At 47.0% G+C, this 15,675-nt stretch carries 18 protein-coding genes; 5 read left to right on the top strand and 13 right to left on the bottom strand.

Annotation, left to right across the window (positions count from 1 at the left end; genetic code table 11):
- Together AACS80_RS06335 and AACS80_RS06330 are read left to right on the top strand one after the other, a co-directional pair.
- On the top strand, positions 1 to 771 hold a 771-nt coding region (locus AACS80_RS06335), incomplete at its 5' end, for a flagellin (protein ID WP_276609455.1).
- A gap of 337 nt (positions 772 to 1,108) precedes the next feature.
- Positions 1,109 to 1,861 (top strand): hypothetical protein, encoded by a 753-nt coding sequence (locus AACS80_RS06330; RefSeq protein WP_135490178.1) that lies wholly within the window; start codon positions 1,109 to 1,111, stop codon positions 1,859 to 1,861.
- 37 nt (positions 1,862 to 1,898) lie between these two features.
- Here AACS80_RS06330 and fliR read toward each other — a convergent pair whose 3' ends face one another.
- The 13 genes from fliR to fliF form a co-directional block, all read right to left on the bottom strand.
- Positions 1,899 to 2,678: a flagellar biosynthetic protein FliR gene (gene fliR / locus AACS80_RS06325; RefSeq protein ID WP_135490177.1), complete on the bottom strand. Its 780-nt coding sequence runs from the start codon at positions 2,676 to 2,678 to the stop codon at positions 1,899 to 1,901.
- 2 nt (positions 2,679 to 2,680) lie between these two features.
- Positions 2,681 to 2,950, bottom strand: a complete 270-nt coding sequence (fliQ, locus tag AACS80_RS06320) for a flagellar biosynthesis protein FliQ (RefSeq protein ID WP_135410932.1) — start codon at positions 2,948 to 2,950, stop codon at positions 2,681 to 2,683.
- Between the two features lie 12 nt (positions 2,951 to 2,962).
- Positions 2,963 to 3,676: a flagellar type III secretion system pore protein FliP gene (gene fliP, locus AACS80_RS06315; RefSeq protein WP_240725725.1), complete on the bottom strand. Its 714-nt coding sequence runs from the start codon at positions 3,674 to 3,676 to the stop codon at positions 2,963 to 2,965.
- A 49-nt stretch (positions 3,677 to 3,725) separates the two neighbouring features.
- Complete coding sequence (fliO, locus tag AACS80_RS06310) at positions 3,726 to 4,145, bottom strand: flagellar biosynthetic protein FliO (RefSeq protein ID WP_135490176.1); 420 nt, start codon at positions 4,143 to 4,145, stop codon at positions 3,726 to 3,728.
- Positions 4,145 to 4,531 carry a flagellar motor switch protein FliN gene (gene fliN, locus AACS80_RS06305; protein WP_135410934.1) on the bottom strand — a complete coding sequence of 129 codons (387 nt, stop codon included), beginning with the start codon at positions 4,529 to 4,531 and terminating at the stop codon, positions 4,145 to 4,147. Before fliN ends, fliO begins: the two co-directional genes overlap by 1 nt.
- Positions 4,518 to 5,531, bottom strand: coding sequence for a flagellar motor switch protein FliM (gene fliM, locus AACS80_RS06300; RefSeq protein WP_135490175.1), 1,014 nt, complete (start codon positions 5,529 to 5,531; stop codon positions 4,518 to 4,520). The genes fliN and fliM overlap by 14 nt, the downstream gene beginning before the upstream one ends.
- Before the next feature lie 5 nt (positions 5,532 to 5,536).
- Entirely contained in the window at positions 5,537 to 6,061 is a 525-nt protein-coding gene (locus AACS80_RS06295) for a flagellar basal body-associated FliL family protein (RefSeq protein WP_167852442.1), read from the bottom strand.
- 365 nt (positions 6,062 to 6,426) lie between these two features.
- Positions 6,427 to 7,749: a flagellar hook-length control protein FliK gene (locus AACS80_RS06290; protein ID WP_135410937.1), complete on the bottom strand. Its 1,323-nt coding sequence runs from the start codon at positions 7,747 to 7,749 to the stop codon at positions 6,427 to 6,429.
- A 1-nt stretch (position 7,750) separates the two neighbouring features.
- The gene (fliJ, locus tag AACS80_RS06285) at positions 7,751 to 8,194 is read right to left on the bottom strand and encodes a flagellar export protein FliJ (RefSeq protein ID WP_135410938.1); all 444 of its coding nucleotides are present in this window, start codon (positions 8,192 to 8,194) and stop codon (positions 7,751 to 7,753) included.
- Between the two features lie 2 nt (positions 8,195 to 8,196).
- Positions 8,197 to 9,585: a flagellar protein export ATPase FliI gene (gene fliI / locus AACS80_RS06280; RefSeq protein ID WP_135410939.1), complete on the bottom strand. Its 1,389-nt coding sequence runs from the start codon at positions 9,583 to 9,585 to the stop codon at positions 8,197 to 8,199.
- Positions 9,582 to 10,298, bottom strand: a complete 717-nt coding sequence (locus AACS80_RS06275) for a flagellar assembly protein FliH (RefSeq protein WP_135410940.1) — start codon at positions 10,296 to 10,298, stop codon at positions 9,582 to 9,584. The genes fliI and AACS80_RS06275 overlap by 4 nt, the downstream gene beginning before the upstream one ends.
- A complete protein-coding gene (gene fliG, locus AACS80_RS06270; RefSeq protein ID WP_445236442.1) occupies positions 10,285 to 11,280 on the bottom strand; it encodes a flagellar motor switch protein FliG in 996 nt (331 codons plus the stop codon). Before fliG ends, AACS80_RS06275 begins: the two co-directional genes overlap by 14 nt.
- A complete protein-coding gene (gene fliF, locus AACS80_RS06265; protein WP_135490174.1) occupies positions 11,271 to 12,953 on the bottom strand; it encodes a flagellar basal-body MS-ring/collar protein FliF in 1,683 nt (560 codons plus the stop codon). The genes fliG and fliF overlap by 10 nt, the downstream gene beginning before the upstream one ends.
- A gap of 302 nt (positions 12,954 to 13,255) precedes the next feature.
- On the opposite strand from fliF, the gene fliE reads away from it, so the two are divergent.
- From fliE to AACS80_RS06250, 3 genes are all read left to right on the top strand, one after another.
- The gene (gene fliE, locus AACS80_RS06260; RefSeq protein WP_135410943.1) at positions 13,256 to 13,591 is read left to right on the top strand and encodes a flagellar hook-basal body complex protein FliE; all 336 of its coding nucleotides are present in this window, start codon (positions 13,256 to 13,258) and stop codon (positions 13,589 to 13,591) included.
- Between the two features lie 186 nt (positions 13,592 to 13,777).
- On the top strand, positions 13,778 to 14,617 hold the full coding sequence (locus AACS80_RS06255) for a CheR family methyltransferase (RefSeq protein WP_135490173.1): 840 nt from the start codon (positions 13,778 to 13,780) through the stop codon (positions 14,615 to 14,617).
- A gap of 3 nt (positions 14,618 to 14,620) precedes the next feature.
- Complete coding sequence (locus tag AACS80_RS06250; RefSeq protein ID WP_135410944.1) at positions 14,621 to 15,658, top strand: protein-glutamate methylesterase/protein-glutamine glutaminase; 1,038 nt, start codon at positions 14,621 to 14,623, stop codon at positions 15,656 to 15,658.
- Positions 15,659 to 15,675 lie beyond the last annotated feature (17 nt).

The following is a 15,675-nucleotide window of genomic DNA, read 5'->3' as shown; positions in this document are numbered from 1 at the left end:
TCCGACACCCTCGGTATGACAAATTTCTGCCTTTCTGGTCCGGACGCCAAGTCTCTTCATAATGCCTCTAAGTATGACGTTAAAGAAGGCTATGACTATACTGTAGCTGCGGTTACGGATGCTAATGGTGGTACTGCCGTCATCTCTGATATTGTTAAAGATGACAGTGGAAAAGTTTACGCAGTAGATAAGAACGGAACCACCCCATCGTATTATGCAATTACAGATGATGGTAAGGGTGGTTTCACCATCGATAGTACGGCAGCTGCGGCAACACCTACCGGTACGACAACATCGGTCCTCGGTAAGGAAGCATCTCAGAGTGTTACGGTAACGGTACCGGCTGGTTCAACCCTGAAATCCGATGATAACGGTAACTACTATCTTGATGACGGTAAGGGTGGTTTAACCAAAGCTGTTGTAGATCCATTACATGATGCTGCTACCGGTAATTGCTCCGCAACAGTGACCGATACCGGTATAAACGCAGTTAACACTGCCGACCCGCTGAAAACGATTGATGCTGCGCTGTCTCAGGTTGATAAACTGCGTTCCGGTCTTGGTGTGGTACAGAACCGTTTCGATTCTGTTATCAGCAACCTGAACAACACCGTTAACAACCTGACCGAGTCCCGTTCTCGTATTCTCGACGCTGACTTCGCGTCTGAAGTGTCTAATATGAGCCGCGCTAACATCCTGCAGTCTGCAGGTACTTCTGTTCTGGCGCAGGCTAATCAGATCCCACAGAACGTTCTGCAGCTTCTGCGTTAATGAGCCCCCCGCCGGCAGAATGATTCTGTCGGTGTACCCCCTGCCCGCCCGGTCTTCCTCCTGGGCGGGTTTTTTGTCATTAAGCCTCCACCATTATCTTCGTAACCGGAGACAAAATTCGTTTCATAATCCGGGGGTTTGTGAATTATCTTACCCGGTCATGGCGGAGAACACTTGAATTTTTCCATAAACAAATCCGCAGATATTACCTTCCACCTGACGAATAACCATTACCTTTTTGCATTAAACTTCAGACCTGTTCTATGTCGAAATTTTATAATAAAAATATCTTTAATACGTGTATTATACTTACTACTAAGGATGTTACATTTGCCAGATGACCCCAACAGTAGCACTTGCATCTTCAATGCTGCTGAATAACATCAGCAGGGTAATCAGGATTATACGCGAGGACCGCGCACTAATGAAAAATTGTACTGTTTCTGCCTCTCCTGTATTTGTCATGGCCCTGTGTGAATATTTTACATTTGGGATGAAGCATCTTTTCCCCGACAACAACATAAACCTGTCATTTATCCATCGAATTGATCAAGTCACTATCCGCATGGATGATACCCTGACTATTCTTTTAGTGCTTGATATGTCAGGGACTGAATCGTTGCGTATCTTTAAAGAAGCTGTGGATTTTCTTCTCCAGATAAACAGCCGTAAGCGCGTTGGTGTACTGGTCAGCCGTTATAACTCTTATCTGACATATTACATCTCGCGTAAGTTTGCAGGTAAAGTCACTTTTTTTAACTCCCATAACCTGCGCTCAGGTCTTTTTCAACGTAACTTCCAGACCTGGCTACAGGGTAAAACCTTCCGTCCCATGCATACAATTAATCGCTATCGGGACGAACGTTATGGTTTTTCCCTGAAAGAATGGATTTGTCTGGTGCTTCCCCTCTCCGGGGAATCAATTGGGGAAATGTCCCGCTGCATGAAAATACCGGAGACAACGCTGTATCAGATCAGACACGGTGCGCTAAAAAAATTAGGTCTGGGTTCCTACCGGCAATTCTGCGAGTTGTATATCGGAGGGGAAATTCGTACGGAAAACGACAAAATTTTCAGACAGAAATACTGACGAGATTTCCGGGTGACTGATGGGGCACAAGACCAGTCTATCTCATTGCTGCCATGATTTGCAGAAGACTGTCAAAGATGTTGGCCATCAGGTTTTCAAAAAGCGGGCCAAAAGAAAACATTATCAGCGATAACGCCAGTAAGCCGACACTGAGGGAAATAGGGAAACCGATCACAAAAACGGACAGTTGTGGTGTAAGACGGTTAATAATGCCAAGCGTCAGGTTAATACAGAGTAATAACGCCACAATGGGCAGCCCCATTATCAGACCGCTACTGAAAATAAGCCCTGCCAGTTGTACAAATGCTAAATAACCGGAGGCATTGGGTAACGATGCCGATACCGGCAAAACATCAAAACTTCTGGCAATAATCTCCAGAAGGTAAAGATGCCCGTTGGTAATTAAAAATATTAGCGTGGCCAGCAAATTAAGAAAACGAGCAACTACGGGCATATTTTGCCCGCCGCTTCGGTCATAGAAAGTAGCGAAAGAAAGCCCCATCTGCAGGCCAATAATCTCACCAGCGTGGCGTACAGCTACAAAAATCAACTGAATTATCAACCCGGAGATGAGACCAATAATAACCTGCCCCACGCCTGCCAGAAATCCCTCATAAGAAACAATATGAATATTGCAGTCAGGTAACAAAGGAGCTATCTGAAAGGCTATCAGTAACGACAGCGCGATTTTGACCTTTTTATTGACCGAATTGTCATTAAATATTGGCGCTGAAGTAAAAAGAGCCAGGATACGCAAAAACGGGAAGAAATACTGGCTGATATGCAGGTAGAGATCAGCCAAAGACAGAGTGAGCATAACTAGCGAATCATGTAAGGCAGGCTGTTAAATAACCCATGCATATAATCGAGCATGACGTTTAACATCCAGGGACCAAGAGCAATGATGACGACCACAAGCAGGAGGATCTTGGGGATAAAAGACAATGTCATCTCATTTATCTGCGTGGATGCCTGGAGAATACTGATAACCAACCCGGCAACCAGCGACGCCAGCAATAAAGGGGCAGCAATCATCAGACCGACTTTAATGGCCTGGAACCCCATCGCCATGACTTGTTCTTCTGTCATGTTTTCTCCTCGTCAGCTAAAAAAACTTTGTGCAAGCGAACCAATCAGCAACTGCCAGCCGTCGACCAGAACAAACAACATCAATTTAAAAGGTAATGAGATTGTCGCTGGCGGCACCATCATCATCCCCAGCGCCATCAGAACACTTGCTACCACAAGGTCGATAATCAAAAACGGAATAAAAATGGTAAAGCCAATCTGGAAACCTGTTTTCAGTTCGCTGGTGACAAATGCCGGAACCAGCAGACTTAGCGGCACATCTTCCGGTCCGGCGAAGTTTTGCTGATGGGCGATGCGGGTATACAAAGCCAGATCATCCTGACGCGTTTGTTGCAGCATAAATGTCCGCAGCGGCTGGATACCTCTATCAAGGGCAACCTGGGCGGTGATTTTATCCTGACTTAAAGGCACCCACGCGTCGTCATAGATTTTGTTAATCACTGGCGACATAACATAAAAAGTGAGGAACAACGCAAGGCCTAACAGAACCTGGTTTGGCGGCGTTGATGATGTCCCTAACGCGTTACGCAGTAAGCCCAGCACAATGATGATGCGCGTAAACCCGGTCATCATCAGTAAAATAGCGGGCAGAAACGTCAGAGACGTCAGCAGCACCAACGTCTGTATCGGTAAAGACCAGCCCTCCCCACCGGCCGGGCGGGTTAGCAGAATGTCGCTGTTAGCAGCGAATGCGCTATGCACAGGAAACCCGATGCCAAACACCATAATCATCAGACCACAGATAATCGGCAGTACCCGCCATAACGGCTTTATTTTATTGCTGGTTGCCATAACGCCCCCGCAGACTATTTGCCAGTACCGTCTGAAAACAGTCAACCAGCGAGGTACGGGGAAGTTGTTGCTCCTCTGCAGAAACATTTTCTTCGACCGTTTTTTTGTCGATGGTGCTAAGGCAGGAGATATTTTCTGCCGTCACGCCAAGCAGTAACCATTGATTTCCCACTTCCACAAGAACCAGGCGTTCACGCGGCCCCAGCGACTGGCTGAATTTAATATTTAACAGCGCATTGCGGCCATTTTTTTTCCCCGAGATGCCGCCAGAACGACGTAAATACCAGAGTAAAAGAAGTAACCCGAATATTATCAGACAGAGGATACCGCCGGTATGAATCCATACCGACGACATGCTGGTTGTTGAAGCGGTGGGTAAAACTGTATGGGTACTATTGATCATTATCTGCTCAGGCGATAAATACGTTCAGATGGCGTAATAATATCGGTAATACGAATACCGAATTTATCCGACACCACAACCACTTCTCCCTGTGCAATAAGATAACCATTAATCAGAATATCCAGAGGTTCACCCGCCAGACCTTCCAGCGCAACCACAGAACCCTGGCTCAATGCCAGAAGTTCCTTGATGGTCATACGGGTTCTGCCAAGTTCTACCGTCATTCTGACCGGAATATCCATAACCAGATTCAGGTCAGAGGAAATGGCTTTCGCTCCGTCCATCACGCCCGTCGTTCCTGCGGATTCGCGCTGTTCTTCCAGTGCGTCTGCCCAGGCCGTATCTGCGGGAGTAGAGGTAGTGCCCGCCTGTTCATTCTTGCTCATGCGAGCTCTCCTTAGAAAAAGGTGCTAGTGCTGTATTAAAAAGTTCTTCGACCTGCAAGGCATACTGATTGCTTGCACTGCCATATTTACCGGACAGTACCCGCACGCCATCAACATAAGCTTGTGCGATGTCAGGTTTATCTAATGGTAAAATATCGTCTTGCTTCAGGTTCATAATTTGCGACAGTCGCATCTGGACGTCGGATAAATTCACCACGAGTTCCAGTTCAGTATTTTTAACCTGTGAGGCCAGCGTATTACGCCAGGATTGATCTTCCTGCCAGGCATTTTCCTGTGGTGGACTGGTGAGCAGAGAACGTATTGGCTCAATAACGCTGAAAGGAACACAGATATCCATCTGTGCACATTCTGAACCCAGCTCAATATAAAATGGTGTAGTAACCACAATATCATTCGGTGACGACGTAATATTGGTAAACTTCACCTGCATTTCTGAGCGAATAAATTCTGTTTTAAGACCATACACCGCACTCCAGGCAAAGTCGTAAGCCTCTTGGGCAATTGACAAAATACGCTGAATAATACGCTGTTCAGTGGGGGTAAACTCCCGTCCATCCGCTTTTGTTTTAAAACGCCCGTCGCCGCCAAATAAATTTTCCACCAACATAAACACCATATTCGGAGAAAAGACGAAAAGCGATGTTCCGCGTAAAGGCGACAGATGAACCAAATTGAGATTGGTCATCACTGGCAAATTACGCGCAAATTCATGGTAAGGCTGCACCCGAATATTACCGGTAGTGACATCCAGGCTGCGGTGTAAAACGTTGAACGATCCAACACGAAACTGGCGTGCAAAACGTTCGTTAATGAATTCCAGCGTGCTGAGTCGTTCATGAACCACTCGCCGTTGCGTCACCGGATCATAAGGACGGATATCTTCATCAGAAGCTGTGGTCAGATTGTTTTCAGATGTGCTGTTACTATCGCCATTCAGAAGACTGTCAACCTCATCCTGTGACAAAATAATGTCAGACATATCGATTACCGTAAAATAAAGACGTTAAATAAAACATCGGTAACTTTAACCGTCTGTTTCCCGGATAGTGGTTTTGCCAGTTCTTTTTCAACTTTTTGAATAAGTTGTTTTTTACCCTCGTCTGTGCTCAGCGATTCCATCATCTGTTGAGAAAATAACATCAGAAGTCGACTACGAACGACGGGGATAGAACGTCTTAACAGCTCTTGGGAACGAGGATCCTTCAGACTCAACGTCAATCCAACACACAGAACATGTTCTGTCCCATCAGCGCCTGGCTTCAGACTGACGGTAAACGTATCCAGAGGTGTATAAATAGGTTCCTCTATTTCTCCTATTCTCTGTTCTATACCACTGCTTTTAATATTGTTTTTTATTTTCCCCAGTTGTGTCCAGGTATAACCGAAACATGTGCCAGCAATAATAAATGCCAGGGAGGTCAACGCGATGCGACCTTTGCTTTTTCTGCCACTCTGAGTGGTATCCAGATCCATTTTTGACATCACAAAAATATACTCAGTAATTTTCACCCCGTTACACATCGGGACTGGAGATGTATTCTATTACATAACCAGGTATTAATAATCCGGCAAAAAAAAGTCGATGTTGTCATTAGATTGGTAGATAGATTTTAACTTCAGACAACATGGTAAATGTTTGCCTGCATCATTAATAAAAATGAATACTGCAGGAACGATAAAGAATTCATTGCCCGGAACGACATGCAACCCCCTCCGGACAAAAGTTATAATCTATTGAATTATAATAATATTAAAGGCGAGAAAAACCTTCTCCCGCCAGTGAATGCATCCGCTTAATCCCGGATGGAATTCCGCCAAAATAAAACGACAAAGCCCGTAAGTTGGGCTTTAAGATAAATGACAAAATCAGGGAATCAGACAAAAGTATTTATTCCGCCTGAACGACTGAGAGGATGAAGAGTCACAACTGGCTCATCCGATACAATTTCCGCACCATCCTCAGAAAGCATATCGTGTTTTGCAGGTTGATTTTGTGAACCATTTTCCCACGAAGGCCTGGAGTCTGCGGCAACATTGGTTTGCCCCAAAGAGATCCCTGATTCTGCAAGAGAGTGTCGCAAATGAGGCATCGCCGTTTCAAGCGCGGCGCGGACCTGATGGTCTGCAGCGGCAAAATGAAGTTGTACCTGATCGTTATTCATCCGCAGACTAATATGCAGACTACCAAGATCTTCAGGATGTAACCTCAGTTCTGCATGATGGATCCCTTCTCGGGTAAAGCAGGCAAGCTGTTGGCTCAGATTCTGCTGCCATTCCGGGGTACCCACTGACGCTGTCAGTACAGATGTTTGCGCAGCGGGAGCCCCCCCCGTAATGGGTTCATGAATTTGAATATTCATGTCACCAATGGTGGGGATATGAAAAGCATCCGCCGAGTTACTTTCCTGATGCTGTATTGGCATCTGTTCCGTTGATTTATTCGCTACCGCCGGATCAAGAAATGTTGCCAACTGTTCTGATGGCTGAGGCAAAGTTTCACCCGTAGTGGTTGCCGTTTCGAAAGGCAAGGAATCAGGCTTTAGTGAAAACGATGAAGCTGGATGGGCCACCGGCTTACCTACTTTTCCGACAAACGCTGAATATACCGCGGCTTTGTTCAGTTTTTGTGGATGACTGTTATCGATATGGCTATTTTGTAACGCATCCCCATTCTGGGCGGATAAAAGCTCCGCCTGAGCGGTTAAATGGTCCGCCCGCGTGGGTAAATTTTCGGTCTGTTCTGGCAAATGTTCAGCCCGTGCGGGTAAAAGTTCAGTTTCTGGTAAACCAGCGCCTGAATCGCCTTTTTGTGTCGGAGTATCCACATGTCCAGGTGATACCGTCATATTTTTCAGAGCGAGAATTTGTCCATTGCCCTCAATAACCGCTGATGCAGTTATTTCCTGATTTTCAGCCACCTCCGGTAAGGAAGTACTTTGCCCCGGAAGCATGTAAAGCAGGCCATCCATTACGCCAGGATGACCCTCTTCAGAGATATCCTTCCCTTTTTCTTCGTCTGTCGGTAACAGATTTAAAGGTCCTTGCGCCGGAAGATGAAGCTTCGTGTTGAAGTCAGGAAGCAGTTTGCTGTCGAGCTCAACTGCAAATGATGGTGCATCTGTATCATTATCATTCTGGGTTGCAGAGCATCCGTGCCCCAAATTGCCGGTATTCATGGGTAAAGAAATTACCTGCATTTTATTTTCCTCTCTGGCTGGCGCGGCGGGCAAATTCGTCCATCATTTTTTGTTCCTGACGGTTTTCTTTCAATAAACGCTGGGCTTCAGCCCGGCTTTTTAATGTTTCAAATGCGTTCAACCGCTGACGATCTTTCTGCCAGTCGTTGAGTGATGCATCGACAATCTGTTTGCTGTTACTCACCTGTTTTTTCTGTTGCAAAACAACCTTCTCCAGCTCACCAATAAAACCTTGCCATGACTGAAGTGCAGAAATAGACATCCCTTTATCGGTGATAGTATCTTGCAGTTGTCGACGATATTCAGATTCGTATGTCTGTAATTGTTGTAAGCGTGAGATTTCATTCTCATGCGACTGGCGCGCACGCCCCAGGCGCAATGCTGTGTCATTGAGTTTCTTTTCGGCCAGATCCCTTAAAACATCCATTGGTGCAGAAGTTGCCATGATTATTTGCCTGCTTCAGGAACGTTGTTATCCGGGAATAATGCATCGAGCTGGTTACATGAAACATCATATTCCTGACGTTCATGGATACCTTGTTGCAGATAGCGTTCCATTTCTGGATACAACGTGATCGCCTGATCCAGTAAGGGATCGCTACCTCGGGCATACGCCCCGACGCTAACCAAATCCCGGTTCCGCTGCCACGAGGACAGAAGTTGTTTAAAACGCTGTACCTTTTTAAATTGCGCTGGTTGCGTAATTTCCGTCATAACACGACTAATAGAGGCTTCAATATCAATAGCCGGATAATGGCCTGATTCCGCCAGTCGGCGTGACAGAACTATATGCCCATCAAGAATGGCGCGAGCAGAATCCGCAATGGGGTCTTGCTGATCGTCGCCTTCAGTCAATACGGTATAGAATGCGGTAATTGACCCGCCACCACGGATACCATTCCCGGCCCTCTCTACTAACGCAGGTAAACGGGCAAAAACAGAGGGCGGGTAGCCTTTGGTTGCTGGCGGTTCACCGATAGCCAATGCGATCTCACGTTGCGCCATTGCATAGCGCGTCAACGAATCCATGATCAACAACACGTTTAATCCACGGTCACGGAAATCTTCAGCTATGCGGGTGGCATATACAGCGCCCTGCATACGTAGTACTGGCGATACATCGGCAGGCGCAGCAATAACAACTGAACGCTGTAAACCATCCTGTCCCAGAATATTTTCAATAAAATCTTTGACTTCACGGCCTCGTTCACCAATGAGTCCCACCACCACCACATCGGCCGTGGTATAGCGAGCCATCATTCCTAACAGGACGCTTTTCCCTACGCCGGACCCCGCAAACAGTCCCATACGCTGGCCCCGTCCCACGGTCAGTAAGCCATTGATCGCCCGAACACCGACGTCAAGCACATTACGAATGGGATCGCGTTGTAAAGGGTTAAACGGAGCAGTAAATAAGGTTGCCCGATCACTATCATTTGGGGGGGGAAGACCATCCAATGGTCGCGCACTGGCATCCAGCACACGCCCCAATAATCCAGGCCCAACAGGAAGCTGCTTGCCTTGCGTTAAATTATCACCACTGCTTGCAGCCCAGACCCTGGCTCCCGGTAAAATACCGTCCACGTGTTCCAGCGGCATCAAATACAACATTTTCCCACTAAAACCGACAACTTCACTTTCCACACAGTGGATACCATCCGGGCCATCACGTTCCACAATGCACAGCGTACCGATGGGTAATTTCAGTCCGGTGGCTTCCATCACCAGCCCGGTCGCGCGGATCAGTCTGCCGTACCGACGAAAAGCGGGTAATGTCGTCATCCGCTGTTCTTGCTGTTCCAGAGCACCCAGCCAGTTTTTGAGATGCGAAGTCATACACCTTCCCTGTTGCGAACCAGTTGACACAACGACTGCCAACGGGTTTCCAGCGAGGCATCCAGTTCCCCTTCGTCCGTACTGATCCGGCAGCCGCCGGGCAGAAGATGAGGATCGGCACACAATTCCCAGTCATAGGTTGAGAGCAACGTCTCAAGCTGCTGGCGTACCTCTTCTGGTTCTTCCGCACTGATGGTCAGGCGAAATTTACCTTTCAGTAAACTATCTTCGTTGAGTAGAGTACGGATGTGATTCATCAGACTGGTATGCATTTTATCCGTAACGCCATGCTCGCCCAGCAGAGTACGCACCGCCATCAGCGCCAGTTGCACCAGGCGGGCAGGGATGACGCTATCCATGTTTTCAACCGAGATCTGAAAACTTTCCATAACACGGGAAAACTGCGAATGAAACTGCGCATGCTGAGCATGTATTTCAGCTAACCCTTGCTTAATGCCTTCAGCCTTTCCCTGCTGTAGCCCTTCTTCATAGCCGCGACGACGTCCCTCTTCTTCGCCTTTTACCAGCCCTTGCGTAAATCCTTTTTGCCCTTCCTGTTGGCGAACACGGGCAAGCTCATCCTGCCGGTCCTGGTCAGACATGAGGTCTGCATCTGCGCAATTTTCAGGCTCCAGGCTCGGCCATGACGAATTGCCCGCCCCGAGCAGATCGTCAGGCCGCCAGGGTTTCCAGGTTGCCTCAGACGTAGACATCCTCACCTCCCCCAATTGTTATCTCACCGGAGTCCACCAGACGACGAACTACCAACAGGATTGATTTCTGTTCGGCTTCGACCAGGGCCATGCGTACAGGACCACGTGAATTGAGATCATCACGCATAATTTCAGCCTGACGTTTGGACATGTTGCTGAAGAATTTCTCACGCAGTACCTGATCGGCACCTTTCAACGCAACCAGCAGGGACTCGCCATCGATATCTTCCAGCAGGCGCTGGATACTGCGGTCATCCATATCCACCAGATTTTCGAACAAGAACATCTCATCAATGATTTTCTGTGCCAGTTCAGGATCAAATTCATGGAACGCAGCGAGCGCTGCTTCTTCCTGCTGGGTTTTCATCAGATTGAGAATTTCAGCCGCCGGACGGATACCACCCATATTGTTGCGCTTAACTGACTGACCGTGAAGCAGACCATTCAATACATCTGTCAGTTCTTGTAGTGCAACCGGCTGGACGCCATTAAAGGTAGCAATACGCAAGATAATGTCGTTACGTTCGCGTTCTTCAAATTTCGCCAGTACATTTGCGGCCTGAGCGCGTTTCAGATGCACCAGTATGGTAGCAATAATCTGCGGATGCTCTTCCCGAATCAGGTCATAAACCATATACGGTTCCATCAGGCCCAGCGTCTCAATACCGTTATTTTCGCCACGGGCATCCAGCAAAGTATCCAGCAATTCTTCGGCCTGGTTCTCTCCCAGCGCTTTCACCAGTACATTGCGTAAATACTCATCCGCATTGATGCTGATAGCCGCGAACTCTTCAGAATCGCGTTTGAACTCACTTAGTACCTGGGAAATTTGCTCATGGGTATAATAATTGTTAATGCTGACAATGCCGCTGCTTATCTGAGCCACCTCATGAGAATTGAGATGGCGTAAGACTTCGGCTGCCCGGTCATCGCCGAGCGTTAGCATAATAATGGCGCTTCGCATGGCGGCATTCATGATGATTTCTGCTCCTTATTCATCCACTGGCGGATCACCAGTGCAATAATCTGCGGTGCCTCATCGGCCATTTCACGCAGTTGATGAGTCGTAAGCTCTGTATCCATGCGCTGTTGCGCTTTGGCACGTTCGCTGCTTTCTTTTTTCTGCCGCTGCATTGTTACTTCGGCCTGACGAGCTTCTTTCTCCATTTCGAGCCGCTGGAGCAGCATTTCCTGATGTTTCACCCAGAATGGCCATACGGCTTTACGCCAGAGAATCCAGGCAACCAACGCGACTAAGAAATAACGCAGTACGGTGAGAACTAACTGAATAAAGTCCTGTTGTTGCCACAGAGGTAAAATGGTTTCTTTATCTGTCTGGCTAAATGGCGTGTTGACGACATTTACCGAGTCCCCACGGGAAGCGGAATAACCCATCGCCTCTTTAACCAGATCGTTGATTTGCTTCATCTGCCCTGGCGTTAGAGCTGCCAGTTCTCCTTTTTTCCCTGGCAGATAGTTGATAACAACCGCAACAGACAAACGCTCGACATTACCCGTGTTATGAGTGATATGTTTCAGCGTTCTGTCCAGCTCGTAATTGGTAATGTCGTCCTGGTTCTGATTGTAAGGTTGCAGTTTTTGACTTGCCGTCTGAGAAGTCGAACGGAAAGTGCTATCTTTGCCGCCGCGTGCTGCCGTTGGGGAGGTAACAGACGTACTTGCCGCCACAGGGGGGAGATTACTTAACGCGCCGGGTGTGCCACCCACGCTGCTTTTCCCCCCCTGCTCATCACGAACCACGTGACGGCTGCGGATAGACATTTTGTCTGGCGAAGTGTTAGGCGCATACTCTTCAACTGTTTGCTCATTCTGTGTGAAATCAACTTGTGCTGTCACTTGTGTGCGAACGTTAGCGCTGCCAACTACGGGCGTCAGAATGGTCTGAATACGGTTTTGATAATCGTCTTCAACTTCGCGGATATATTTGAGCTGTGTCGTCTGGGTATTCTGAGCGCCACTGCCGGAAAGCAGATGACCGGACTGATCCACAATGGTGACATGAGTGGCATCAAGACCGGAAACCGCGCTGGCTATCATATAACTTATGGCGTTAACCTGCCCCTCATCCAGTGTCCTGCCACTTTGTAAAGTAAGGGTTACTGACGCGGTGGGTACTGTTTGTTCGCGAACAAAGAGTGATGGTTTGGGTATTGCCAAATGGATACGGGCGTTCTGAACCGGCCCCAGCGTCTCAATGGTGCGAGCCAGTTCTCCTTCAAGCGCACGCTGGAAGTTGACTTGTTCGTTAAACTGGCTAATACCAAATTTTTCCTGGTCCAGCAGTTCAAATCCTATTGAGCCACCTTTCGGCAACCCCTGTTGTGCCAGCTTAAGACGGACCTCATAAACCTTGTCTTCCGGAATCATGATGGCGCCGCTATGATCAGCAAAGCGATAAGGAACCTGCATCTGGTTAAGCTGAGTGACAATAGCGCCACCGTCCTGTTCGCTAATGTTACTGTAGAGCACTCGATAAACTGGACCTTGCATCCAGAATAGCAAGACAACAACAATAGATATTGCTGCCGCAGCAGCGATCATAAAGATAATTCTGGGATTTGCCCGAATTCGTTCCAGTAGCGCCTTAAAATCAAAGGGACTATTTTTTTTATTACCCTGGGTTGTGGCATTCATGCCATATTCCTGTAAAGTTAAATGGTACGATTTCAACGCAGGTGTCATATTGCAGATGCAGATGAACAAACTGGTGATGAGTATTATTTCGTGGCAATCTTTCATTCCGGAAAATTTGCCAGATAAGAATTATCGCCTGAAACAGCCTTAAACCTAATCAGCAATAAGACCAGGTTTATGCTGACTTTTCCCACAATGCTGTTGAACTTCCTCCATGATAAAGTACCCCTAAATTAAACAGAGCGGATTAGCAGTCGGTATCAACCATCTGTTGTTAAGCGTCAGAAAGGTGAAATGAAGATATGTCCCTAAATACAATTAATGGGGTAGTAAATCAAATTCAGCATCAGGCAGGCCAGATTTCTACAATACCTGATTTGCTCGGTTCAACAGGAATAAATGACACAGAAAATAAAACACAATTTTCTGATGTGTTATTCAATAGTCTTAATAATATCAGCCAGCTCCAGAATCAGGCCAAACAAGGAGCTGAAGACTATCTGAGCGGAGTCCCGGGAGTTGGCTTAAATGATGTTATGGTTTCGATGCAGAAGTCATCTGTAGCGCTTAATCTTGGCGTTCAGGTACGTAATAAAATGGTGAGTGCGTATCAGGACATCATGAGCATGGGTGTTTGATTGCCGATTTTTCTTGTTAGTCATTTCGTTAATCCTGATTGTTATTTTCCTTTATTCCGTATCACCTGATCACCATCAGGCAATGTGTATGATTGGGTGATGTGCATTGCACATCATGAGCGTTTTTGAAAATAACTCTCTATCCCCCGCTAAAAGCGGAAACACTGAGAAATAAAAATCCGCAATATGGCTAACCACACTGAATTCCTAACACAAAGTCTGAACACTCTCACGGATAAAGATGTAACACGCATCAGCGCACTAATTTACAGTCGCGCAGGTATTGTCCTGAATGGCCAAAAAAAAGATATGGTCTATAATCGTTTATCCCGTCGCATTAATCAGTTAGGGATGAACAGTTTTAGCGAGTATATGACTCTGCTTGAAAGCAGTTCAGAAGATCCGGAATGGCAGATATTTGTCAACTCGATGACAACTAACCTGACATCTTTTTTTCGTGAAGCGTACCATTTCCCTATTCTTGCGGAACACGCGCGGAGTCGGCGTGGTATGTACAACGTATGGTGTGCGGCTGCATCTACAGGTGAAGAGCCACTATCAATTGCAATGACGCTGGAAGAAACGCTGGGTCATAGTATTACTGGTTCTCGCGTATTGGCTACCGATATTGATACCGACGTTCTGCTTCGTGCCCAAAAAGGTATTTATCAATTATCCGATTTAGCCAATTTGAATGAAAAACAGAAAAAAGACTGGTTTCTGCGTGGAACACGAGATCACGAAGATAAAGTTAAAGTCAAAAAAGATCTGTTGGCAACGATTCATTATCAGCAACTTAATCTTGTGGCTCCGCATTGGGATATTCCGGCACCTTTTGATGCTATTTTCTGTCGTAATGTGATGATTTATTTTGACAGAAAGACACAGGATACTCTCATGCGGCGTTTTGCAGAAATACTGAAACCTGGTGGGATACTGTTTGCCGGTCACTCAGAACATTTTAATACCGCAAATAGTCTGTTTCGCCTGCGCGGCCAGTCTGTTTACTGTCTGGCAAAGGAGTAACAAATGAAAAAGATAAAAGTGTTGTGCGTGGATGATTCGGCATTAATCCGCAACATAATGACGCGAATAGTCAATCAGCAACCCGATATGGAAATGGTTGCTACTGCCCATGATCCAATCATGGCCCGGGATTTGATTAAGAAACATAATCCGGATGTGCTGACGCTTGATGTTGAAATGCCACGCATGGATGGTCTGGATTTTCTTGAACGCTTAATGCGTCTGCGTCCAATGCCAGTACTGATGCTTTCATCACTGACCAGTAAAGGATCAGATATCACCCTCGCTGCACTGGAGCTGGGAGCTATAGATTTTATTACTAAACCTCAGCAAGGTCTTCAGGAGGGCATGGAAAAATACAGCGATATGATCGCTGACAAAATACGTATAGCGGCGAACATTCGGACTTTCCAGAAAAGAACCGTTCCACCAATTATTCGCGCCCCGCTTATTGGTAGTGAAAAAATTATTGCCATTGGCGCATCTACCGGTGGTACGGAAGCATTAAGCCATGTTCTGCAACCTATGCCGCCATCATGTCCGGGGATCGTCATTGCCCAACATATGCCGCCAGGTTTTACCCGTTCTTTTGCCCAGCGACTTGATAAAACCTGCCTGCTGTCAGTAAAGGAAGCAGAGCATGATGACCGAGTTCTACCCGGCCATGCTTACATCGCACCAGGCGGCAGACATATGGAACTGTTCCGTAGCGGGGCTAACTACCATATCAAACTTAGCGACACGCCACCCGTTAACCGCCATCGTCCTTCGGTAGATACGCTGTTTGAATCTGTTGCTCACGCAGCCGGACGAAATGCAGTAGGCGCCATCCTTACCGGTATGGGCAGTGATGGCGCGAAAGGTCTGCTGGCTATGCGTAAAGCGGGGGCCAGAACTCTCGCCCAAAGCGAACGTACCTGTGTGGTATTCGGTATGCCTCGTGAAGCGATAGCATTAGAGGCGGTAGTAGAAATCGCCGACCTGGATGAAATGAGCCAACAAATTATCAATAACGTAACTGGGCAATCTCGCCGTATTTAACAACCTATTTCGCACTT

It is taken from the genome of Escherichia sp. E4385, assembly GCF_963883145.1.
Lineage (GTDB): Bacteria > Pseudomonadota > Gammaproteobacteria > Enterobacterales > Enterobacteriaceae > Escherichia.
This window is presented reverse-complemented; position numbering and strand designations above follow the sequence as displayed.

Excerpts from the sequence above, each read along its gene's own strand:
- AACS80_RS06330 (WP_135490178.1), top strand. The coding sequence starts at position 1,109 with ATGACCCCAACAGTAGCACTTGCATCTTCAATGCTGCTGAATAACATC.
- fliR (WP_135490177.1), bottom strand. The coding sequence starts at position 2,678 with ATGCTCACTCTGTCTTTGGCTGATCTCTACCTGCATATCAGCCAGTAT.
- fliQ (WP_135410932.1), bottom strand. The coding sequence starts at position 2,950 with ATGACAGAAGAACAAGTCATGGCGATGGGGTTCCAGGCCATTAAAGTC.
- fliP (WP_240725725.1), bottom strand. The coding sequence starts at position 3,676 with ATGGTGTTTGGCATCGGGTTTCCTGTGCATAGCGCATTCGCTGCTAAC.
- fliO (WP_135490176.1), bottom strand. The coding sequence starts at position 4,145 with ATGATCAATAGTACCCATACAGTTTTACCCACCGCTTCAACAACCAGC.
- fliN (WP_135410934.1), bottom strand. The coding sequence starts at position 4,531 with ATGAGCAAGAATGAACAGGCGGGCACTACCTCTACTCCCGCAGATACG.
- fliM (WP_135490175.1), bottom strand. The coding sequence starts at position 5,531 with ATGTCTGACATTATTTTGTCACAGGATGAGGTTGACAGTCTTCTGAAT.
- AACS80_RS06290 (WP_135410937.1), bottom strand. The coding sequence starts at position 7,749 with ATGCAGGTAATTTCTTTACCCATGAATACCGGCAATTTGGGGCACGGA.
- fliJ (WP_135410938.1), bottom strand. The coding sequence starts at position 8,194 with ATGGCAACTTCTGCACCAATGGATGTTTTAAGGGATCTGGCCGAAAAG.
- fliI (WP_135410939.1), bottom strand. The coding sequence starts at position 9,585 with ATGACTTCGCATCTCAAAAACTGGCTGGGTGCTCTGGAACAGCAAGAA.
- AACS80_RS06275 (WP_135410940.1), bottom strand. The coding sequence starts at position 10,298 with ATGTCTACGTCTGAGGCAACCTGGAAACCCTGGCGGCCTGACGATCTG.
- fliF (WP_135490174.1), bottom strand. The coding sequence starts at position 12,953 with ATGAATGCCACAACCCAGGGTAATAAAAAAAATAGTCCCTTTGATTTT.
- fliE (WP_135410943.1), top strand. The coding sequence starts at position 13,256 with ATGTCCCTAAATACAATTAATGGGGTAGTAAATCAAATTCAGCATCAG.
- AACS80_RS06255 (WP_135490173.1), top strand. The coding sequence starts at position 13,778 with ATGGCTAACCACACTGAATTCCTAACACAAAGTCTGAACACTCTCACG.
- AACS80_RS06250 (WP_135410944.1), top strand. The coding sequence starts at position 14,621 with ATGAAAAAGATAAAAGTGTTGTGCGTGGATGATTCGGCATTAATCCGC.